The 20,143-nt window shown below is 59.2% G+C and carries 20 protein-coding genes and 1 pseudogene; 15 read left to right on the plus strand and 6 right to left on the minus strand.

The annotated features are described in order from the left end of the window. The first annotated feature begins 195 nt into the window (after window positions 1–195). Both NK667_RS32425 and sfsA read left to right on the plus strand, forming a co-directional pair. Window positions 196–1,368 carry a pyridoxal phosphate-dependent aminotransferase gene (locus NK667_RS32425; protein ID WP_054616638.1) on the plus strand — a complete coding sequence of 391 codons (1,173 nt, stop codon included), beginning with the start codon at window positions 196–198 and terminating at the stop codon, window positions 1,366–1,368. After that, window positions 1,368–2,081, plus strand: a complete 714-nt coding sequence (gene sfsA / locus NK667_RS32430; protein WP_054616637.1) for a DNA/RNA nuclease SfsA — start codon at window positions 1,368–1,370, stop codon at window positions 2,079–2,081. Before NK667_RS32425 ends, sfsA begins: the two co-directional genes overlap by 1 nt. Here the strand turns inward: sfsA and NK667_RS32435 are convergent. Continuing rightward, a complete protein-coding gene (locus NK667_RS32435; RefSeq protein WP_054616636.1) occupies window positions 2,078–2,395 on the minus strand; it encodes a Rieske (2Fe-2S) protein in 318 nt (105 codons plus the stop codon). The genes sfsA and NK667_RS32435 overlap by 4 nt on opposite strands. Window positions 2,396–2,557: 162 nt before the next feature. Between NK667_RS32435 and NK667_RS32440 the strand changes: the two genes are divergently transcribed. The 4 genes from NK667_RS32440 to NK667_RS32455 are packed head-to-tail and all read left to right on the plus strand — an operon-like array spanning window position 2,558 to window position 6,104. Continuing rightward, window positions 2,558–3,430, plus strand: coding sequence for a heme/hemin ABC transporter substrate-binding protein (locus NK667_RS32440; RefSeq protein ID WP_054616635.1), 873 nt, complete (start codon window positions 2,558–2,560; stop codon window positions 3,428–3,430). A 50-nt stretch (window positions 3,431–3,480) separates the two neighbouring features. Then, window positions 3,481–4,464 carry a FecCD family ABC transporter permease gene (locus tag NK667_RS32445; RefSeq protein WP_177331482.1) on the plus strand — a complete coding sequence of 328 codons (984 nt, stop codon included), beginning with the start codon at window positions 3,481–3,483 and terminating at the stop codon, window positions 4,462–4,464. Then, the gene (locus NK667_RS32450) at window positions 4,464–5,231 is read left to right on the plus strand and encodes a heme ABC transporter ATP-binding protein (protein WP_054051265.1); all 768 of its coding nucleotides are present in this window, start codon (window positions 4,464–4,466) and stop codon (window positions 5,229–5,231) included. Before NK667_RS32445 ends, NK667_RS32450 begins: the two co-directional genes overlap by 1 nt. Before the next feature lie 21 nt (window positions 5,232–5,252). Next, complete coding sequence (locus NK667_RS32455; RefSeq protein ID WP_054616634.1) at window positions 5,253–6,104, plus strand: ChaN family lipoprotein; 852 nt, start codon at window positions 5,253–5,255, stop codon at window positions 6,102–6,104. Between the two features lie 226 nt (window positions 6,105–6,330). On the opposite strand, the gene NK667_RS32460 is transcribed toward NK667_RS32455, so the two are convergent. The 4 genes from NK667_RS32460 to NK667_RS32475 form a co-directional block, all read right to left on the minus strand. After that, complete coding sequence (locus NK667_RS32460; RefSeq protein ID WP_054616633.1) at window positions 6,331–7,131, minus strand: Crp/Fnr family transcriptional regulator; 801 nt, start codon at window positions 7,129–7,131, stop codon at window positions 6,331–6,333. A 15-nt stretch (window positions 7,132–7,146) separates the two neighbouring features. Further along, window positions 7,147–7,419 (minus strand): TfoX/Sxy family protein, encoded by a 273-nt coding sequence (locus tag NK667_RS32465; RefSeq protein ID WP_007971093.1) that lies wholly within the window; start codon window positions 7,417–7,419, stop codon window positions 7,147–7,149. 273 nt (window positions 7,420–7,692) lie between these two features. Further along, window positions 7,693–8,037 (minus strand): pentapeptide repeat-containing protein, encoded by a 345-nt coding sequence (locus NK667_RS32470; RefSeq protein ID WP_054055335.1) that lies wholly within the window; start codon window positions 8,035–8,037, stop codon window positions 7,693–7,695. A gap of 91 nt (window positions 8,038–8,128) precedes the next feature. Continuing rightward, the gene (locus tag NK667_RS32475) at window positions 8,129–9,685 is read right to left on the minus strand and encodes a bifunctional aminoglycoside phosphotransferase/ATP-binding protein (RefSeq protein WP_054616632.1); all 1,557 of its coding nucleotides are present in this window, start codon (window positions 9,683–9,685) and stop codon (window positions 8,129–8,131) included. A 117-nt stretch (window positions 9,686–9,802) separates the two neighbouring features. Between NK667_RS32475 and mrcB the strand changes: the two are divergent. The 3 genes and pseudogenes from mrcB (at window position 9,803) to NK667_RS32490 (ending at window position 13,215) form a co-directional block, all read left to right on the plus strand. Further along, window positions 9,803–12,126: pseudogene (mrcB, locus tag NK667_RS32480) on the plus strand (penicillin-binding protein 1B). A 16-nt stretch (window positions 12,127–12,142) separates the two neighbouring features. Then, a complete protein-coding gene (locus NK667_RS32485; RefSeq protein ID WP_054055329.1) occupies window positions 12,143–12,880 on the plus strand; it encodes a tetratricopeptide repeat protein in 738 nt (245 codons plus the stop codon). Beyond that, entirely contained in the window at window positions 12,880–13,215 is a 336-nt protein-coding gene (locus tag NK667_RS32490; RefSeq protein ID WP_054055327.1) for a YqcC family protein, read from the plus strand. The genes NK667_RS32485 and NK667_RS32490 overlap by 1 nt, the downstream gene beginning before the upstream one ends. 120 nt (window positions 13,216–13,335) lie before the next feature. Here the strand turns inward: NK667_RS32490 and NK667_RS32495 are convergent, their stop codons facing one another. After that, entirely contained in the window at window positions 13,336–13,755 is a 420-nt protein-coding gene (locus tag NK667_RS32495; protein ID WP_054055326.1) for a DUF4124 domain-containing protein, read from the minus strand. Between the two features lie 401 nt (window positions 13,756–14,156). Between NK667_RS32495 and NK667_RS32500 the strand changes: the two genes are divergently transcribed. The 6 genes from NK667_RS32500 (at window position 14,157) to msrQ (ending at window position 20,139) form a co-directional block, all read left to right on the plus strand. Continuing rightward, complete coding sequence (locus NK667_RS32500) at window positions 14,157–15,881, plus strand: acetolactate synthase 3 large subunit (protein WP_054055337.1); 1,725 nt, start codon at window positions 14,157–14,159, stop codon at window positions 15,879–15,881. A 2-nt stretch (window positions 15,882–15,883) separates the two neighbouring features. Next, window positions 15,884–16,375, plus strand: coding sequence for an acetolactate synthase small subunit (ilvN, locus tag NK667_RS32505; protein WP_003176102.1), 492 nt, complete (start codon window positions 15,884–15,886; stop codon window positions 16,373–16,375). 48 nt (window positions 16,376–16,423) lie between these two features. Then, window positions 16,424–17,440, plus strand: a complete 1,017-nt coding sequence (gene ilvC / locus NK667_RS32510) for a ketol-acid reductoisomerase (protein WP_007948647.1) — start codon at window positions 16,424–16,426, stop codon at window positions 17,438–17,440. A gap of 144 nt (window positions 17,441–17,584) precedes the next feature. Further along, window positions 17,585–18,442 (plus strand): CDP-diacylglycerol--serine O-phosphatidyltransferase, encoded by an 858-nt coding sequence (pssA, locus tag NK667_RS32515; RefSeq protein WP_054055323.1) that lies wholly within the window; start codon window positions 17,585–17,587, stop codon window positions 18,440–18,442. Between the two features lie 63 nt (window positions 18,443–18,505). After that, a complete protein-coding gene (gene msrP / locus NK667_RS32520) occupies window positions 18,506–19,519 on the plus strand; it encodes a protein-methionine-sulfoxide reductase catalytic subunit MsrP (RefSeq protein WP_054616631.1) in 1,014 nt (337 codons plus the stop codon). Continuing rightward, window positions 19,519–20,139, plus strand: a complete 621-nt coding sequence (gene msrQ / locus NK667_RS32525) for a protein-methionine-sulfoxide reductase heme-binding subunit MsrQ (RefSeq protein ID WP_054616630.1) — start codon at window positions 19,519–19,521, stop codon at window positions 20,137–20,139. The genes msrP and msrQ overlap by 1 nt, the downstream gene beginning before the upstream one ends. The last annotated feature ends 4 nt before the right edge of the window (window positions 20,140–20,143 follow it).

Raw genomic sequence — 20,143 nt, forward strand, 5'->3', positions numbered from 1 at the left:
CTCACGGTGCTTGCAAATGATTGCAAAGCCTTGTCTGGTGGTGCTGGAGACCTGATCAAATATTGATTTTAGTCAAACCTGAGACACTCGCTCGAGTCGTTTGCAGCCCCGGTTATACGGCTCTGACCGCTTTAGGTTCTCCCTCGTTCCAGTGGATAGGTAGAATCGATTCTTTTCCCCGTTGAAGGAAGGCTAATGGCTCAGCCCTACAGTGCGCGCAGTCGTGCGATCGAACCGTTCCATGTCATGGCGCTGCTGGCGCGGGCCAATGAATTGCAAGCTGCCGGCCACGACGTGATCCATCTGGAAATCGGCGAGCCGGACTTCACCACTGCCGAACCGATCATCCAGGCCGGCCAGGCCGCGCTGACTGCGGGCAAGACCCGTTACACCGCGGCTCGCGGCATTCCCGAACTGCGCGAGGCGATTTCGGGCTTCTATGAGCAGCGCTATGGGCTGAACATCGATCCGCAGCGGATTCTGGTGACACCGGGTGGTTCCGGCGCCTTGCTGCTGGCCAGCGCTTTGCTGGTCGATCCGGGCAAACACTGGCTGTTGGCGGACCCTGGCTACCCGTGCAACCGGCATTTCCTGCGTTTGGTCGAAGGCGCGGCGCAACTTGTGCCTGTTGGCCCCGACGTGCGCTATCAACTGACGCCTGATTTGGTGGCGCGGCATTGGGATCACGACAGCGTCGGCGCCCTGGTGGCTTCGCCGGCCAACCCGACCGGCACGATCCTGACCCGCGATGAGCTGGCCGGATTATCGGCGGCGATCAAGCAGCGCCACGGCCATCTGGTGGTGGACGAGATCTACCACGGCCTGACTTACGGCACCGACGCAGCCAGTGTGCTGGAAGTCGATGACAGCGCCTTCGTCCTGAATAGTTTTTCAAAGTATTTCGGCATGACCGGTTGGCGCCTCGGGTGGCTGGTAGCACCGGAAGCGGCGGTCGGCGAGCTGGAAAAACTCGCCCAGAATCTCTACATCAGCGCCCCGAGCATGGCCCAGCACGCCGCGCTGGCTTGTTTCGAACCGGCAACCATCAGAATTCTGGAAGAGCGTCGTGCCGAATTCGGGCGTCGTCGCGACTTCCTGTTGCCGGCCTTGCGTGAGCTCGGATTTGGCATCGCCGTCGAGCCGGAAGGCGCGTTCTATTTGTACGCTGATATCAGCAAGTTCGGCGGCGATGCCTTCGCGTTCTGCCGACACTTCCTCGAAACCGAGCACGTCGCAATCACCCCTGGTCTGGACTTCGGGCGTTATCAGGCCGGACATCACGTACGGTTTGCCTACACCCAAAGCCTGCCGCGCTTGCAGGAAGCGGTTGAACGGATCGCGCGCGGCTTGAAGAGCTGGCAAGGCTGATGCGCTTTCATCCTCCCCTCGAAGAAGGTCGTTTGATTCGTCGTTACAAGCGTTTTCTCGCTGATATCGAAACCGTTAGCGGCGAGTTACTGACCATTCACTGCCCGAACACCGGCTCGATGCTCAATTGCCAAGTCGAGGGCGGGCAAGTCTGGTTCAGCCGCTCCAACGACCCAAAGCGCAAATTGCCGGGCACCTGGGAAATTGGCGAAACCCCGCAAGGGCGCTTGTTCTGTGTGAACACCGGAAGGGCCAACGGCTTGATCGAAGAAGCACTGCGCGCTGGTGTGATCACCGAGCTCAACGGCTTTACTGAGCTGAAGCGCGAAGTCGCTTATGGTCAGGAAAGCAGTCGCATCGATTTCCGCCTCGATTACCCGAGCGGGCCGGCGTACGTGGAAGTCAAAAGTGTCACGTTGGGTTATGACGGCACGCCCGTGGCAGCGTTTCCCGATGCGGTGACCCAACGCGGGGCCAAGCATTTGCGTGAACTGGCGCATTTGGCCCGGGACGGAATCCGTGCTGTGCAGTTGTATTGCGTCAACCTGACTGGCATCGAGGCCGTACGTCCTGCAGAAGAAATCGATTCGGCCTACGCGGCTGCATTGCGCGAGGCGGTGGCGTGTGGCGTCGAGGTGTTGGCCTATGGCGTGCGCCTGAGTCACGAAGAGATGGTGGTGGAACGGCGCCTGGACGTGTTGCTCGGCGGTTAAAGGCTGACCCAGATTCCCTGCGCATCTTCGCGGCAGGGGATGGCGGTCAGGGATTGCCCGGCGCACGGCCCGGCGACGCATTCGCCGTCTTCGATCAGAAACAGTGCGCCGTGGGTGGCGCACTGGATCAGGCTGTTGCTAGGGTCGAGAAACTGGTCGGGTTTCCATTCAAGGCTTACGCCACGGTGCGGGCAGCGGTTGATATAGACATAAACCTGACCGCCCCGGCGCACGGCGAAGAGCTTCTGGCCGTCGATATCGAAACCGCGGCTGCTGGCATCGGCCAGCTCTGGGCCTGGGCAAAGAAACTTCATGTCTATCCTCAAATGTCGACACGCGTCGTAGGAAACGTCTCTACTTGACGTGCAAATGCAAACAATTATCAAATGGCCGCCCGCCCATGGGGCGCGTGCGGTCTGCCGAGGATACTTGGCCTGTCCGCCGGATGCCCGGGAAACCGTTTAAGGAAGCTGTTTATGCGCCTGAGTCCCCGCGTTGTTGCGTTGTGTGTCGGACTGCTCGTCAGCCATCAGGCCGCAGCGGCCGAACTGCCGCAACGTTGGGTCAGCGCTGGTGGTGCTCTGTCCGAGTGGGTGAGTGCGCTGGGTGGCGAATCGAAACTGGTCGGCGTCGATACCACCAGCCAGCACCCGGAATCCCTCAAGGCGCTGCCGAGCATCGGTTATCAGCGGCAGTTGTCGGCGGAAGGCATCTTGAGCCTGCGCCCGCAGATTCTGGTCGGCACCGAAGAAATGGGTCCGCCGCCGGTGCTGGCGCAGATTCGCACCGCAGGCGTTCAAGTTGAACTGTTCTCGGCCCAGCCGGATTTGCCGGCGCTGCAAAGTAACCTGGAGCATCTGGGCAAGTTGCTTGGCGCTGAGGCGCAGGCGACCCAGGCCTTGCAGGCGTATCAACAGCAACTGGATCAGCAAAAGGCCCAGGTCACCCAGGCCCAGCTCAAGCAAAAAGCACCGGGTGTGCTGTTGTTGCTCGGTCATATGGGCGGCAAGCCGATGATCGCCGGCAAGGACACTGCCGCCGATTGGTTGCTGCAACAGGCCGGCGGCCACAATCTGGCGACGCACACCGGTTACAAACCGTTTTCCAACGAATCCCTGGCCAGCCTGAACCCTGAAGTGCTGGTATTTGCCGATCGCGCTCTGACGGGTGATGCGGCTCGAGCGGCGCTGTTCAAAGAGAATCCAATCCTGTCCTCGACCCGCGCGGCCAAAAATGGGCGAGTGATGGAGCTTGATCCGACCTTGTTGGTGGGCGGATTGGGACCACGTCTGCCCGAAGCTCTGAAAAAGCTGTCTGACGGTTTCTATCCTGGCGCGACCGGCCAATGACAACGCTGGTTAAACCTCGCGCACTGTTTATTGGTTTGAGTGTGCTGTGTTTGCTGGCGATCTGGTTGTCGTTGGCTCTAGGCCCGGTGAGCTTGCCGCTGCTCGACACCTTGCGTGCGGCGCTGCGGCTGCTCGGTGTGCCGATTGCCCCCGATGGACTGGAGCAGGCTGAACTGATCCTTGGGCAAATTCGCCTACCGCGCACCTTGTTGGGTCTGGCGGTCGGTGGCGTGCTGGCGTTGTCTGGCGTGGCGATGCAGGGTTTGTTTCGCAATCCATTGGCCGACCCGGGGCTGGTGGGGGTTTCCAGCGGCGCGGCGTTGGGCGCGGCGATTGCGATTGTCGGTGGCTCGGCGTTTGGCGGTTTGCCTGAAGCCTTCGGGCCCTATCTTTTATCCTTGTGCGCCTTTCTGGGCGGGCTCGGGGTGACGGCGCTGGTGTATCGACTGGGCCGACGTAACGGTCAGACCAACGTCGCAACCATGTTGCTGGCGGGGATCGCGTTGACGGCACTGGCCGGTTCGGCCGTGGGCTTGTTCACCTATCTGGCGGACGATGCGACTTTGCGCACGCTGACCTTCTGGAACCTGGGCAGCCTCAACGGCGCCAGCTATTCGCGGCTCTGGCCGTTGTTGCTGGTGACGGCCGGCGTGGCGCTATGGTTGCCGCGTCGGGCCAAAGCGCTGAACGCGTTATTGCTGGGCGAATCCGAGGCCGGTCACTTGGGCATTGATGTCGAAGGGCTCAAGCGTGAGCTGGTGTTCTGCACCGCGCTGGGTGTCGGCGCGGCGGTGGCGGCGGCTGGCATGATCGGTTTTGTCGGGCTGGTGGTACCGCATCTGGTGCGACTGCTGGCCGGGCCGGATCACAAGGTGTTGTTGCCGGCCTCGGTGCTGGCGGGGGCGAGTCTGTTGTTGTTCGCCGATCTGGTGGCGCGCCTGGCCTTGGCGCCGGCCGAGTTGCCGATCGGCATCGTCACGGCGTTCATTGGTGCGCCGTTCTTCCTGTTTTTGCTGCTCAGGAGGCCTGTCTGATGCTGCGCACGGAAAACCTGTTGATCCGTCGCGGTAGCAAAACCGTGCTGACGGACATCACCCTCGAACTGAAACCGGGCGAAGTCCTCGGCGTGCTGGGACCCAACGGCGCCGGCAAAAGCACCTTGCTCGGCGCGTTGTGCGGTGAGCTGCACCCCGATGAGGGGCGCGTCTGGCTCGATCAGCAGGAGTTGCGGCATTGCACCGGCGCCCAACGTGCGCAACGGCTGGCCGTGTTACCGCAAGTGTCGACCCTGGACTTCGGCTTTCGTGTCGAGGAAGTGGTCGGCATGGGCCGCTTGCCTTATCAGACGGGCAGGGTTCGCGATGATGAAATTGTCGCCGCCGCTTTGGGCGCCGCGGATGCCGGGCATCTGAGCGGTCGCAGTTATTTGGCGCTGTCCGGTGGCGAACGTCAGCGGGTGCATCTGGCGCGGGTCTTGGCGCAACTCTGGCCGGGCGAAGCGGGGCAGACTTTATTGCTGGATGAACCGACGTCGATGCTCGATCCCCTGCATCAGCACACCACACTGCAAGCGGTGCGCGAATTCGCTGATCGCGGTGCGGCGGTGTTGGTGATCCTGCATGATCTGAATCTGGCAGCGCGTTATTGTGATCGCCTGTTGCTGCTCGAAGGCGGGCGTCCGGTAGCGCTGGATACGCCGCAGCAGGTATTGCGCCCGGAACCGCTCAAAGCGGTATTCGGCCTGGAAGTGCTGGTGCAACCGCACCCGGAGCGTGGGCATCCGCTGATCATCGCCCGCTGAGTCATTCATCGAGGTGGGAACATGCGAGGGATTTTGCTGCTGGCTGCGTTGCTACTGAGTGCTTGTCAGCATGTTTCAACGCCGCCACCGCTCACCGGCCAGATTCGCGATTTGCGCAGCGGTCAGTCACTGACGGCAACAGAACTGGTTGCGCGATTGGCCAAGCCTGCACGGCTGATCGTCGGCGAGCAGCACGACAACCGCGATCACCATCAACTGCAATTGTGGTTGCTCCAGGAGTTAGGTCAGCGGCGAGCGCAAGGCAGCTTGTTGCTGGAAATGCTCACGCCGGATCAACAACCGCGCGTCGATGACGTGCACCACGCTGCGTCGCTGCCAACAGATTTGCCCGGCGCATTGGCCTGGCAGTCGGGTTGGGACTGGGATTTGTATGGGCCAATTGTGCGTTTTGCCTTGGGTCAGTCTTATCCGCTGCTGTCGGCCAATCTGGATAACGCCGAAGTGCGTGCTTTCTATGCCCAGTCACCGACAGTGAGCGGTTTGCGCTCCAATGCCCCGTCGGTCAAAAAAGAGTTGCTGGAACAAATCAGCGGTTCCCATTGCGGCCTGCTGCCCCAATCGCAAATGCCGGCCATGCTGGCGGTGCAACAACAACGTGATCGACGCATGGCGCAGCGCCTGATTGCGGCGCCGACGCCGTCAATGCTGTTCGCCGGTGCCTACCATGCGCGCAAGGATGTCGGTGTGCCGCTGCATGTGCTGGATCTGGGCGAGCCCGAAGCCCCCATCGTGTTGATGTTGGCGGAGCAGGGCAGTGAGGTCACGCCGGCCATGGCCGATTACGTCTGGTACACGCCCGCTACGCCGACGCAGGATTACTGTGCAGAGATGCGTAAGCAGATGGGCAAGTAGGCGCAGGCGACTTTTCCACAGGCAAAAAAAGACCCGACAAGAGTCGGGTCAAATAACCGTGATTAGCCTGATGAGGAGATAATCTGAGAGTCCGAACCAAGGGCTTTTCAGAATATCGACCAGTCTCGCGACCAGTTGTGATAATCATAGCGATTCTCATTACCAAGTCAACCGCTGTTTTCTGATTAATTTTGAATTCGTCTGCAAGCCCCGTATTCACTGGGCTTCAGCCTGAAGGCTTGGCTGCGCTCAGTTGGGTGATCTGCTTGTTCAGCAGCCCGATGCGCCGCGCCATACTCTCGATCAGGCTGTGAGCGATCTTCGGATTGTTTTGCGTCAGGCTCAGAAACTGATCCTTGGGGATCACTATCACCGTACTCGGTTCGCTGGTAATGACACTGGCATTGCGCTTCTCGCCAGTGAACACCGCCATGGCGCCGAAAATCTCATCCTTGGGCACATCGCCGACTTTATATCCGTCGACAAACGCTTCGGCGTGGCCTTCGATGATGACGAACACATGGTCCGCCTCATCGCCTTGTTGAATCAGCACTTCGCCTCTGGCTACGCGCTGGAAGCCGTGGGTACTGCGAAACTCGGGTGGTTTCAGGCGCGCGATGGCGTCGGACAACAGGGAGGACTGGCCGGCCAAATACTGTAGGAACAACTCCGAACGGTGTGGATCGGCATAAATATGCTGGAACACTTCGGTGCGCAGGAAAGGAATCAGGGACAACGGGCCGTCGCTGCGCAAGCGGCAAGGGGGCAGTTCAGCGTCCTGACGCAGGCCGACCAAGTCACCTTCATGCAAATAGAACAACGCGCGCTCATCCACACAGCCATGCAGCAAGCCGCTGTCGAGCAAGAACAACTGATCGCCGGGCAATGCCTTCGCGAGGTCGTCAACGGCAGGCAACTCCAGGGGCGGGCCGCAGGGTGATAACCCCTCCAGCAACCGGGCAGGCATATTTTGCAGGCGGTTGATCAGTGCGTCGGCGTAAGCCGGTTGTTCCCCGAGCAGGTACATGGCAATGGCGCCTGTTCAATTCTTGTGACGTGAAGAGATGGCTTCCAGTTGTTTGTTCAAGGCTTCCTTGCGTTCGGCGGGGATGTCGTTCCAGTGCACATCCATCAGCGCGCCTTCGATCGCATACAGCAACACCTTGGACGCCCGGAACCCGCGCGTGCGCACGGCCCGATAAGCGTCCACCGCCCCCAAGCGACGCAAGTCCGAGGCACTGTGGATGCCCACGGCATGCAGCCACTGTGCAGACGTCTTGCCAAGATTCTTCAGGTGTTGCAGTTCATCATTCATCAAGCCTCCTTGCGACGGCCGAACGGTGCGTGGGCGAGCCTTTGAGGAGTGTAGCCATCAGTAGGAAAAGCGTGATTGTTTGGTCGGTTTCGGCGCAAAAGCTTCTAAGAGCGGCGTTCGAACGGGCTGCGAATGCAGTAGAGGAGGGCGGTGCAAACCCTTGTGGGAGCGGGCTTGCTCGCGAAGGCGTAGTGTCAGTCGACAGGGATGTTGGAAGTTAAACCACTTTCGCGAGCAAGCCCGCTCCCACAGGGATTGCGTCGTGTCAGGGGATTAGCGAGTGCGATAACGCAGGCGCGTACCGAAATTCATCGACATCAGAATCTCGTCGGCACTCAGCTCGGGCGGGAAATAGGCGCCGGAGATTTGCGCGTGGGCCAGGCTCGCGCCTTCCAGGGATGCATTGCGAAAGTCGATGCCGCGCAAGTCGGCGGAACGGAAATACGCGTCGGTGAAATCAACGCCATCGGCGTTCAGTTCGCGCAGGTCGAGACCACGGAAGTCGCCACCGACCATGTCGATCGGGCCGTCCGCAGGACGTTCCTTGTTAAAACCTGTGATGTCGTCTTTGTGCAGCAAGGCATAAAGCGGGGTGTCGAGAAGTTTCGGCTGGCTCATGTCACATCACCTGTTGGTTTTATGACGCCAGTATAGTGCCACTATTTGACAGCCGTGAAGCCGGCGAGGGCTCCACGGCTGAAATAGTTTCTTACAGGCCAGGCATGCGTTGGCGAATCTGCGCCACGACGGTGTCGAGGGTCCCGCTTTCATTGGTCTGCACGCGTTTGCTGCACAGAATCTCGGCAGGCGTCAGCGCTTCACGGCTGGCTTGCTGGGCGGCGATAACGGCCAGGTTGGCGTCGGACGGATCGGTTTTCTCTGCCTGACGCAGGGCCAGCCAGCCCTCGATCACGGCTTGCGGCGCGTTGCAGTCCAGGATCAGGAACGGTGCACCAGTGGCTTCGGCAATTTTTGCTGCGCCGTCACGCTGGTCACGCTTGAGGTAGGTGGCATCGATCACGACCGGGAAACCGGCCCGCAGGATCACGCCGGCGATTTCATGCAGGCGGGTGTAGGTCGCAGCACTGGCGTCAGCACTGTAGATGCCGGCCTGTGGATCGTTCGGTACGGTTTGCTCGCCAAACAGACGCTTGCGTTCAACATCCGAGCGCAGACGAATTGCACCGAGCGCTTCCACCAGACGCATGGCCACGCGGCTTTTGCCGACAGCAGAAACGCCGTGGGTAATGGACAGGAAGCGCGAAGGGATGGTGCTGTAGCTTTCAGCCAGGTTCGCATAGTTGCGGTATTGGCGCAGGGTGGTGGCGCGCTGCACCGGATCGGCCTCGGCCGGCATGCTGAACAGGGCAACCTTGGCGCGAACCAGGGCGCGGTAGGCTTTATAGAAGTTCAGCACTTCAAGGCCTTGATAATCGCCGGTCAGTTCCAGGTACTGGCTGATGAAACGACGGGCCATGCTTTTCAGGCCACGGTCTTCCAAGTCCATCGCCAGGAAGCCGGTGTCGGCGTAGACGTCAGTGAAGCGGAACGGTTCGTTGAATTCGATGCAGTCGAAGATCACGACCTTGCCGTCGATCACGGTGGCGTTGCCGAGGTGAATGTCACCGTGGCATTCGCGGGTGAACCCGTCTGCCTTGCGTTGGGCAAACAGCGGCTTGAGGCGTTCGAAGCTGCTTTCGGCCCAGGCTTGCAGGGCTTCCAGTTGCAGCAGATCAGCCTTGTCGCTGAGGAACGGGCGGATCTGCTCAAAGTTCTGGCGCACTGGCGCCATGACGCTGTCCGGGGTGCCGGCGTCGTGTTCAGCCGGTACTTTTGGTGCAGTGAGGTGGAACTGCGCGATTTGCTCGGCCATTTCGTCGATGTGCGCGGTGGTCAATTCACCGTTGGCTTGCAGCGTGCTGAGCAACTGGCTTTGTGGGAATTGACGCATCTTCAATGCGAATTCGATGGCCGGGCCATCGCCGCCAAATTGCGGGGCTTCGGCGCTGCCGGTAATCGGCAACACTTCAAGATACAAATCATTGGTCAGGCGCTGGTTCAGACGCAGCTCTTCAGCGCAGAAATGTTCGCGATCGTCGAGGCTGGTGAAGTCGAGGAAGCCGAAATTCATCGGCTTCTTCACTTTATAAGCAAAGGGACCCGTGAGGATGACCCAGGAGATATGGGTCTCGATGACCTGGAACCCGTCAACGGGATGCGGGTAGAGGGCCGGGTTTTGCAGGGCGGCGATCAGGGACTGGCTCACAGGCGATCCTTCAGAGTCGGAGAAAATTCAAGGTCGCCATTATGGCCGCAAGTCCGCCTGACGCAAACCTCGGCGGGCTCCTGTTGAGTATGAATAAAGTGCGTATAATCCGCCGCCATGACTCGAACTCGATCCCCCCGCAGCAAAAAAAACCACCATCCAAGGGCCTTAGCCCGTGGTTGAGCTGGGCCATTAAACTCAGCCTGGTCGGCCTCGTCGTGCTCGCCGGGTTCGCGGTTTACCTGGACGCCATCGTCCAGGAGAAATTCTCCGGCAAGCGCTGGACCATCCCGGCCAAGGTGTACGCGCGTCCGCTGGAGCTGTTTACCGGCCAGAAGCTGAGCAAGGAAGACTTCCTCACCGAGCTCGACGCCTTGGGCTACCGCCGCGAAGCTGTGAGCAACGGCCCCGGCGCTGCGGCGGTCAACGGCAATACCGTTGACCTGAATACCCGTGGCTTCCAGTTCTATGAAGGCCTGGAAAAAGCCCAGCCTGTGCGCGTGCGGTTCTCCGGCGACTATGTGGCCGAACTTTCGGCGACCAACGGTTCGAAGTTGTCCGTGGTGCGCCTGGAGCCGTTGATGATCGGCGGCATTTATCCGAAAAACCTTGAAGACCGGATCCTGATCAAAATCGATCAGGTCCCTCCGTATCTGCTGGAAACCCTGGTCGCCGTGGAAGACCGGGATTTCTATCACCACTGGGGCGTGTCGCCGAAGTCGATTGCCCGGGCCGTTTACGTCAACACCTCGGGCGGCAAGATGACCCAGGGTGGCAGTACGCTGACGCAACAATTGGTCAAGAACTTCTACCTGACCAGCGAACGCAGCCTGACCCGCAAACTCACCGAAGCCATGATGGCGATGCTGCTTGAGCTGCATTACGACAAACGCGAGATTCTTGAGGCTTACCTCAATGAAGTGTTCGTCGGTCAGGACGGTCAGCGCGCGGTGCACGGTTTCGGCCTGGCCAGTCAGTTCTTCTTCGGCCAGCCGTTGTCCGAACTGAAACTGCATCAGGTCGCGTTGCTGGTGGGCATGGTCAAGGGCCCGTCCTATTACAACCCGCGTCGCAACCCGGAGCGGGCGCTGGAGCGACGCAATCTGGTGCTCGACGTACTTGAGCAACAAGGCGTTGCCACAGCCGAACAGGTTGCGGCGGCCAAGGCCATGCCGCTGGGCGTGACCACGCGTGGCAAATTGGCCGACAGCTCGTTCCCGGGCTTTATCGACCTGGTCAAACGCCAACTGCGTGAAGACTATCGCGACGAAGACTTGACCGAAGAAGGCCTGCGGATTTTCACCAGTTTCGATCCGATTCTGCAGATGAAAGCCGAAGCCTCGGTCAATGACACCTTTAAACGACTGGCCGGGCGCAAAGGTTCGGATGACGTTGAAGCGGCGATGGTCGTGACCAACCCGGAAACCGGTGAAGTCCAGGCCATGATCGGTAGTCGCCAGGCAAGCTTTGCCGGTTTCAACCGCGCGCTGGATGCGGTGCGACCAATCGGTTCGTTGATCAAGCCGGCGGTGTATCTGACTGCGCTTGAGAAACCCAGCCAGTACAGCTTGACCAGTTGGCTGTCCGACGATGCCTTCTCGGTGAAGGGCGCGGACGGTCAGGTCTGGAAACCACAGAACTACGATCGCCGCTCCCACGGCACAGTGTTCCTGTATCAGGGGCTGGCGCATTCCTACAACCTGTCGACCGCGCGTCTCGGGCTGGAGCTGGGCGTGCCGAATGTCCTCAAGACTTTGGCACGACTGGGTGTGACTCGTGAATTCCCGGCGTTCCCATCGATGCTGTTGGGCGCAGGTGGCTTGACCCCGATGGAAGTCGCGACCATGTACCAGACCCTGGCCAACGGCGGTTTCAACACGCCGATGCGCGGGATCCGCAGCGTACTGACCGCCGAGGGCGAGCCGCTCAAGCGCTATCCGTTCCAGATCCAGCAGCGGTTTGATCCGGCGTCGATCTTCCTGATCCAGAGCGCCATGCAGCGGGTGATGCGTGAAGGCACCGGCAGTTCGGTTTATAACGTGCTGCCCAAGACCCTGACGCTGGCGGGCAAGACCGGCACCAGTAACGATTCGCGGGACAGCTGGTTTGCCGGTTTCAGCCAGGATCTGCTGGCAGTGGTCTGGCTGGGGCGCGACGATAACGGCAAGACGCCGTTCACCGGCGCCACCGGTGCGTTGCAGGTCTGGACCAGTTTCATGCGCAAGGCCGACCCGCTGCCGCTGGACATGCCGCAGCCGGACAACATCGTTCAGGCGTGGGTAGATTCGCGCACCGGGCAAGGCTCTGATGCCAACTGCCCAGGTGCGGTGCAGATGCCGTATATTCGCGGCAGCGAACCGCCTCCCGGCGCCGCTTGTGGTGGGGAAACCCCTGCTTCCGGCGAAACGGTGATGGATTGGGTCAAGGGCTGGATGAATTAAGCAAAGAGGGTTTCAAGTGAACAAGTGGTTGATTCCAGCGGTTACCGCCGTGGCTTTGCTCAGCGGTTGCTCCAGCGTACAGCGCGGTTCGATCCCGGTTGTGGATTCCGGCAGCGCAGTGTCGAACAGTGAGCGGATTTCGGCGAATGGCGGTTTCCGTCAGACCACCGTGAAACGTCCTGCACAAGCCCAGACCCAGGCGATCCCGCAAGGCGATACCGGTGTGGTGGTGATGGTTCCAGGGGGTGGCGCGGTTTCCTCGGCACCGATCAGCACGTCGCCGATCACGCCGGGCCCGATTACCCCAGGTCCGATCGATACGTCGCCGGTGCAGTCCGCGCCGGTCAATCAGGGCAGCTACAGCATGCCATCGACGCCGAGCGGGATTCCGTCGGCCAGTACCGGTGGCGGTTTGTCTGCCGATGAACAGCTCGATGGCCCAGTGTTGGCGCTGCTGACCACCGCTCAACAGCAACAGGCCACTGGCGACCTCAACGGCGCATCCTCCAGCCTGGAGCGCGCCCAGCGTGTGGCCCCGCGTGAGCCGCAAGTGCTTTATCGCCTGGCGCAAGTACGCATGGCCCAGGGCGATGCGCCGCAAGCCGAGCAGTTTGCTCGTCGTGGTCTGACATTTGCCAATGGCCGCCCGGATCTTCAAGCCAGCCTGTGGGAATTGATCGCTCAGGCGCGTGAGAAACAGGGCGATTCCGCGGGTGCTTCGCAGGCACGTCAGAAGGCCAAGGTTTCGCTGTGATGGATGCACGTTTCCCAAAGATTGCCGAGCAGTTGCTGCTGATCGAGCGTGAGCTGCGGATTCAGGGCTGGTGGGACGAAGTCGCGCCGAGTGCTGAAGCGTTGTCGAGTGTCGAGCCGTTTTCGGTCGACACCCTGGACTTCGAGCAATGGCTGCAATGGATCTTCCTGCCGCGCATGAAGGCGATTCTCGAACAGGATCTGCCGTTGCCCAATGCGTCGGGCATTCAGGAGATGGCCGAAATGGTCTTTGCCGCCCGCAACGTTCAGGGCAAGGACCGGCAGCTTCAGGTTCTGCTCAAAGAGTTTGACCTGCTGATCACCGCATCTCGCTAACGCGCTGCGCAGGAGCACGTAGGAGCTGTCGAGTGAAACGAGGCTGCGATCTTTTGACTTTGATTTTTTAAGATCAAAAGATCGCAGCCTCGTTTCACTCGACAGCTCCTACAGAGAGCGTTATTGGCAGTTATCTGCAATCTGTTTCTGTGCCTCGGTAATGCGCTCCTGACGTGTCTGGTCGTTCAGGCGGCGCATTTCCCCGTCAATCTCTTCCCGTAGTCGCGGATTGTTCTGCAGTTGAGCAAGGTTCGTCCGCGCCTGCTCGCAGAACACCTTGAGCTGGGCTTGCTGCTCGGCCACCTGCTTTTTAACCGTCTTATCGATGGCCTGCTGATCGCCGAGCACATTGCTGCGCTCTGCGGGCGGTTTGCCGGCGGGCGAGGCGGGCGTGACCACCGTGGTGGTCTGCTGGCCTTGGGGCGGCTGGGCATCGAAGTGAGTCACGCCTTGGGCATCCACCCACTTGTAGATCTGCGCGGCCATGCACAAAGGGCTCAGGCTGATCAGCAGACCGGCGGTGAAGAAGAACGTACGCATGCCATTTCCTTGTCATAAGTTGCGCAATTGAAGCTAACACACGCGCGGTTTACGGGTTTTTTCTTGCGTTCTCATGTGCTTACTCACAATAAAGCACATAGACGACTTGACTTGGAGGGGACGAAACAGAAGAATCCAAAGTCCGCTGTAGAGGGACTGCCAGAAGCAGGCCCACTCGGCAGATCATGAGGCGCATACCCGCGCCGACCTGTAACACCCGCAACGCGTTACCTCGCGCTGGGTGGGAAAGCCCCGCAACACTTGGGACGATCCCAATACTTGCTCAGTCAGTGCTGACGTAGTCGGCGACCACCGTCGCTCATGCTCTGCCGAGAAGTAAACCTATTAAGACCCGTCCTCTTGTGAGTGGACGGTATTCTGGCGTTTTAGAGGTGAACAACGTGGAGCTTTTATCTGGCGGTGAGATGCTCGTCCGCTTTTTGCGTGACGAAGGCGTCAAATATATTTACGGGTACCCGGGTGGTGCTCTTCTTCATGTCTACGATGCCCTGTTCAAAGAACCGGAAGTGACCCACATCCTGGTTCGTCACGAACAAGCGGCTACCCATATGGCTGACGGCTATGCCCGTGCCACCGGTAAAGCCGGCGTGGTACTGGTGACTTCCGGTCCTGGCGCAACAAACGCCATCACCGGGATCGCCACCGCTTATATGGACTCCATTCCAATGGTGGTCATTTCCGGCCAGGTGCCTAGCACCATGGTAGGTACCGACGCGTTCCAGGAAACCGACATGATCGGTATCTCCCGGCCGATCGTGAAGCACAGCTTCATGATCAAGCACGCCTCGGAAATCCCGGAAGTCATGAAGAAAGCGTTCTACCTGGCGCAATCCGGTCGTCCTGGTCCGGTCGTTGTTGATATTCCGAAAGACATGACCAACCCGGCCGAGAAGTTCGAATACATCTTCCCGAAAAAAGCCAAGCTGCGTTCCTACAGTCCGGCCGTTCGCGGTCACTCCGGGCAAATCCGCAAGGCAGCAGAAATGCTCCTGGCGGCCAAGCGTCCTGTGATGTACGCAGGTGGCGGCGTGATCCTCGGTGGTGGCTCCGCGCCGCTGACCGAATTGGCGAAGATGCTCAACCTGCCAGTGACCAATACCCTGATGGGTCTGGGTGCCTACCCTGGCACCGACCGTCAGTTCATCGGCATGCTCGGCATGCACGGCAGCTACACCGCTAACCTGGCGATGCACCATGCCGACGTGATCCTGGCAGTCGGTGCGCGTTTCGATGACCGTGTGATCAATGGCCCGGCGAAGTTCTGCCCGAATGCCAAGATCATTCACATCGACATCGACCCGGCTTCGATCTCCAAGACCATCAAGGCTGACGTGCCTATCGTCGGTCCGGTCGAAAGTGTCCTGACCGAAATGGTCGCGATCCTCAAGGAAATCGGCGAGACCCCGAACAAGGAGTCCGTGGCTAGTTGGTGGAAGCAGGTTGATGAGTGGCGCGGTGATCGCGGCCTGTTCCCTTACGACAAGGGCGACGGCAGCGTCATCAAGCCGCAGACCGTGGTCGAAACCCTGTGCGAAGTGACCAAGGGCGATGCCTATGTGGCGTCCGACGTGGGCCAGCACCAGATGTTCGCGGCGCAGTACTACAAGTTCAACAAGCCGAACCGCTGGATCAACTCCGGCGGCCTGGGCACCATGGGCTTCGGTTTCCCGGCGGCCATGGGCATCAAGTTGAGCTTTCCGGATGCCGACGTCGTCTGCGTGACGGGCGAGGGCAGCATCCAGATGAACATCCAGGAGCTGTCCACCTGTCTGCAATATGGCTTGCCGGTCAAAATCGTCATCCTGAACAACGGTGTTCTGGGTATGGTTCGCCAGTGGCAAGACATGAGTTACGGCAGCCGTCACTCGCACTCCTACATGGAATCGTTGCCTGACTTCGTCAAGCTGGCCGAGGCCTATGGTCACGTCGGCGTACGCATCACCGAATCGAAAGATTTGAAGTCGAAGATGGAAGAAGCGTTTGCCATGAAGGATCGCCTGGTGATCATCGATGTTTCGGTCGACACCAGTGAGCACGTCTACCCGATGCAGATCAAAGACGGCTCCATGCGCGATATGTGGCTGAGCAAGACGGAGCGTACTTAATCATGCGGCACATTATTTCCTTGCTTCTGGAAAACGAACCTGGCGCTCTGTCTCGTGTAGTCGGCCTGTTCTCGCAGCGCAACTACAACATCGAAAGCCTGACCGTGGCACCGACCGAAGACCCGACCCTGTCGCGCCTGACGTTGACCACTGTCGGCCATGATGAAGTGATCGAGCAGATCACCAAGAACCTGAACAAGCTGATCGAAGTGGTCAAATTGGTCGACCTGTCGGAAAGTGCTCACATCGAGCGCGAACTGATGCTGGTCAAGGTCAAGGCTACTGGCGCCCAGCGCGCCGAGATCAAGCGCACTACCGATATTTACCGTGGGCAGATCGTCGATGTCAGCGCCAGCGTGTATACCGTTCAACTGACCGGTACCAGCGACAAGCTCGACAGCTTCATTCAGTCCATCGGCACCGCCTCGATTCTGGAAACCGTCCGTAGCGGCGTAACCGGCATTGCTCGCGGCGACAAAGTACTCAGCATCTAAACCAAATTAGCGAATGGCCTGAACGGCCTGGATATATAGGGGAATTTCATGAAAGTTTATTACGAAAAAGACTGCGACCTGTCGATCATCCAGGGCAAGAAAGTTGCCATCATCGGTTACGGTTCCCAGGGCCACGCTCAAGCGTGCAACCTGAAAGATTCCGGCGTTGACGTTACTGTTGGTCTGCGTAAAGGTTCGGCCACTGTTGCCAAAGCCGAAGCTCACGGCCTGAAAGTGACTGACGTTGCTTCCGCTGTTGCTGCTGCCGACCTGGTCATGATCCTGACCCCGGACGAGTTCCAGTCTGCTTTGTACAAGAACGAAATCGAGCCGAACATCAAGAAAGGCGCCACCCTGGCCTTCTCCCACGGCTTCGCGATCCACTACAACCAGGTTGTTCCGCGCGCTGACCTCGACGTGATCATGATCGCGCCGAAAGCACCGGGCCACACTGTGCGTTCCGAGTTCGTCAAAGGCGGCGGTATCCCTGACCTGATCGCTATCTACCAGGATGCTTCCGGCAACGCCAAAAACGTTGCGCTGTCCTACGCCGCTGGCGTTGGTGGCGGTCGTACCGGCATCATCGAAACCACCTTCAAGGACGAGACCGAAACCGACCTGTTCGGCGAACAAGCCGTTCTGTGCGGCGGTACCGTTGAACTGGTAAAAGCCGGTTTCGAAACCCTGGTTGAAGCTGGCTACGCGCCGGAAATGGCCTACTTCGAATGCCTGCACGAACTGAAACTGATCGTTGACCTCATGTACGAAGGCGGTATCGCCAACATGAACTACTCGATCTCCAACAACGCTGAGTACGGCGAGTACGTGACCGGTCCGGAAGTGATCAACGCCGAATCCCGTCAGGCCATGCGCAACGCCCTGAAACGTATTCAGGACGGCGAATACGCCAAGATGTTCATCAGCGAAGGCGCAACCGGCTATCCTTCGATGACCGCCAAGCGTCGTAACAACGCCGCTCACGGTATCGAAATCATCGGCGAGCAACTGCGCTCCATGATGCCGTGGATCGGTGCCAACAAGATCGTCGACAAAGCCAAAAACTAAGTCGCACGCTTGTACGGAAAACGCGGCCTAGGCCGCGTTTTTTCGTTTGGATCGCCGGTTCTGGTATAAAGCTGCATCGTTTGCGGCCGAACCGTCGTCCCAGACACCTGTCGAAACTTTCCATCCTGTTGCAAGGTAATGTCCATGAGCGAACGTCCCGAAGAGCCAAACCAGGCTCCTGACGCCGAAAGTCTGCTGCCCATCGATGAACACATCGAGGAAGGGCATGACGCTGAAGGTCGTAAAGTCCGGCATCGTGGTATCTATCTTCTGCCGAATCTCTTTACCACTGCGAATCTGTTCGCAGGGTTCTACTCCATAATCAATTCGATGAGCGCGCAGGCCGCCTTGAGCGCCGGTGACTCGGTGAATGCGAGCAAGTATTTTGCATTCGCCGCCATAGCGATTTTCGTCGCCATGGTGCTCGACGGCCTGGATGGCCGGGTTGCGCGCATGACCAATACCCAAAGCGCATTCGGTGCCGAGTACGACTCGCTGTCGGACATGGTTGCCTTTGGTGTTGCGCCGGCGTTGCTGGCCTTCGGCTGGGCCCTGGGTGATATGGGCAAGGTCGGCTGGATGGTTGCCTTCATTTATGTGGCCGGCGCGGCGTTGCGTCTGGCTCGGTTCAACACTCAGGTTGGCACCGCAGACAAGCGCTACTTCATTGGCCTGGCCAGCCCGGCAGCCGCCGGTGTGGTGGCGGGGATTGTCTGGGCATTCAGTGATTACGGGATCCAGGGTTCCAAGATGTCATTCCTGGTGGCTTTGATGGTGGCGGCTGCCGGCATGCTGATGGTCAGTAACATCAAGTACAACAGCTTCAAGGAGCTGGACTTGAAGGGGCGGGTGCCTTTCGTAGCGATCCTTGCCGTAGTGCTGGTGTTTGCCGTGGTCTTCAGTGATCCGCCGCGCATTCTGCTGCTGGTATTCCTCGGGTATGCAGCCTCTGGCCCGGTTCAATATCTGCTACGTCTTCGTCGTCACAAAAACGCCGAATGATGTAATTTCCCTCATACTCCGCAGTCTATTGGTGCATCTGTCCTCCAATGCTGCGGAGTAGCCATGCTGATCAAAGTCCCCAAAGCGTCCGACTGTCATGAGTCGGACGTCACGCCTGAATCCTTCTATCTATCTCGTCGTAAAGTGCTCGGTGCTGCCGTGGTCGGTTTGGCCGTGAGCAGTCTTCCTCGTTGGGCGAATGCCGACGATGCTGCGCGTTATGCCGATGTCGAGCCTGGCAAGGCGCCTTCCTGGTTTGCCGAAAAGCTGCCTTCTACCAAATGGGGGGCGGTTAACGTCAAGGATGAGGCGATCACCCCGTTCAAGGACGCGACCCACTACAACAACTTCTACGAGTTCGGCACGGATAAAGGTGATCCGGCGGCCAATGCCGGTGTGCTGAAGACCGAGCCGTGGAGCGTGGTCGTGGACGGGGAGGTGGGCAAGCCGGGAAGGTATGCACTGGAAGACTTCATGAAGCCTTATCAGTTGGAGGAGCGGATTTACCGTCTTCGCTGTGTGGAGGCGTGGTCGATGGTCATTCCCTGGATAGGCTTTCCCATCTCGGCGCTAATCAAGCAGGTCGAGCCTACTTCCAACGCCAAATACATTCGCTTCGAAACCCTGGAGGATCCCAAGGTCATGCCCGGGCAGCGCTCCGGTTTTGCCTTGATCGACTGGCCTTATGTGGAAGGGCTGCGCCTGGATGAGGCGATGAATCCGTTGGCGATTCTTGCGGTGGGCATGTATGGCCGGGAATTGCCGAATCAGAATGGCGCGCCACTGCGTTTGGTGGTGCCGTGGAAGTACGGCTTCAAGAGCGTTAAATCAATCGTGCGGATCAGTCTGGTCAGTGAGCAGCCGAAGACAACCTGGCAGAGCATTGCTGCGGACGAGTATGGGTTCTATGCGAACGTGAACCCTACGGTCGATCACCCGCGCTGGACCCAGGCGCGGGAGCGGCGTTTGCCGAGTGGTCTGTTCAAACCCAATGTGCGGGACACGCAGATGTTCAATGGTTACTCGGATGAAGTCGCCTCTCTCTATACAGGGCTCGATTTGCGGAAGAACTACTGATGCGTTTTCCGTTTTGGCGAATAGGCGTCTTTATAGCTGCAGCGGTATGGCCGTTGATTTGGTTGTATCAGGCTTGGGCGGATGTGCTGGGGCCTGATCCGGGCAAAGTGCTGGTTGATCGGCTGGGGTTCGGGACGCTTGTCCTTCTGCTTATTACATTGAGCATGACGCCCCTGCAGAAGTTGACCGGTTGGGCGGGGTGGGTGGCGGTTCGGCGGCAGCTAGGGCTGTGGTGCTTTGCCTATGTCGTCCTGCATATGAGTGGGTATACGGCGTTCATTCTTGGTTTTGACTGGTCGCAGCTGGGCGTCGAGTTGCGCAAGCGGCCTTACATTATTGTCGGGACGCTAGGGTTTCTTTGTTTGCTGGCGCTGGCCGTGACATCCAATCGTTACAGTCAGCGACGTTTGGGGGCTCGCTGGAAGAAGCTGCATCGACTGGTTTATGTGATTCTCGGTCTCGGGCTGCTGCATATGTTGTGGATCGTTCGTGCGGATCTGAAGGAGTGGGCTGTCTATGCTTCTATAGGTGCGTTGCTGATAATGCTGCGTCTGCCTCCTGTAGCCCGTCGAATCCCGCGTTTAATGGCCAAAAAGACACCTTCTGCAAGAAAGGCGTAATTAA

It is taken from the genome of Pseudomonas nunensis (genome assembly GCF_024296925.1).
GTDB lineage: Bacteria > Pseudomonadota > Gammaproteobacteria > Pseudomonadales > Pseudomonadaceae > Aquipseudomonas > Aquipseudomonas nunensis.

What these genes read in the sequence shown, in the direction of transcription:
- NK667_RS32455 (WP_054616634.1), top strand. Translation starts at nt 5,253, where the DNA reads ATGCGAGGGATTTTGCTGCTGGCTGCGTTGCTACTGAGTGCTTGTCAG.
- NK667_RS32460 (WP_054616633.1), bottom strand. Translation starts at nt 7,131, where the DNA reads ATGTACCTGCTCGGGGAACAACCGGCTTACGCCGACGCACTGATCAAC.
- NK667_RS32450 (WP_054051265.1), top strand. Translation starts at nt 4,464, where the DNA reads ATGCTGCGCACGGAAAACCTGTTGATCCGTCGCGGTAGCAAAACCGTG.
- pssA (WP_054055323.1), top strand. Translation starts at nt 17,585, where the DNA reads ATGAGCGAACGTCCCGAAGAGCCAAACCAGGCTCCTGACGCCGAAAGT.
- NK667_RS32425 (WP_054616638.1), top strand. Translation starts at nt 196, where the DNA reads ATGGCTCAGCCCTACAGTGCGCGCAGTCGTGCGATCGAACCGTTCCAT.
- NK667_RS32495 (WP_054055326.1), bottom strand. Translation starts at nt 13,755, where the DNA reads ATGCGTACGTTCTTCTTCACCGCCGGTCTGCTGATCAGCCTGAGCCCT.
- ilvN (WP_003176102.1), top strand. Translation starts at nt 15,884, where the DNA reads ATGCGGCACATTATTTCCTTGCTTCTGGAAAACGAACCTGGCGCTCTG.
- NK667_RS32435 (WP_054616636.1), bottom strand. Translation starts at nt 2,395, where the DNA reads ATGAAGTTTCTTTGCCCAGGCCCAGAGCTGGCCGATGCCAGCAGCCGC.
- msrQ (WP_054616630.1), top strand. Translation starts at nt 19,519, where the DNA reads ATGCGTTTTCCGTTTTGGCGAATAGGCGTCTTTATAGCTGCAGCGGTA.
- NK667_RS32490 (WP_054055327.1), top strand. Translation starts at nt 12,880, where the DNA reads ATGGATGCACGTTTCCCAAAGATTGCCGAGCAGTTGCTGCTGATCGAG.
- NK667_RS32470 (WP_054055335.1), bottom strand. Translation starts at nt 8,037, where the DNA reads ATGAGCCAGCCGAAACTTCTCGACACCCCGCTTTATGCCTTGCTGCAC.
- msrP (WP_054616631.1), top strand. Translation starts at nt 18,506, where the DNA reads ATGCTGATCAAAGTCCCCAAAGCGTCCGACTGTCATGAGTCGGACGTC.
- NK667_RS32440 (WP_054616635.1), top strand. Translation starts at nt 2,558, where the DNA reads ATGCGCCTGAGTCCCCGCGTTGTTGCGTTGTGTGTCGGACTGCTCGTC.
- NK667_RS32465 (WP_007971093.1), bottom strand. Translation starts at nt 7,419, where the DNA reads ATGAATGATGAACTGCAACACCTGAAGAATCTTGGCAAGACGTCTGCA.
- sfsA (WP_054616637.1), top strand. Translation starts at nt 1,368, where the DNA reads ATGCGCTTTCATCCTCCCCTCGAAGAAGGTCGTTTGATTCGTCGTTAC.
- ilvC (WP_007948647.1), top strand. Translation starts at nt 16,424, where the DNA reads ATGAAAGTTTATTACGAAAAAGACTGCGACCTGTCGATCATCCAGGGC.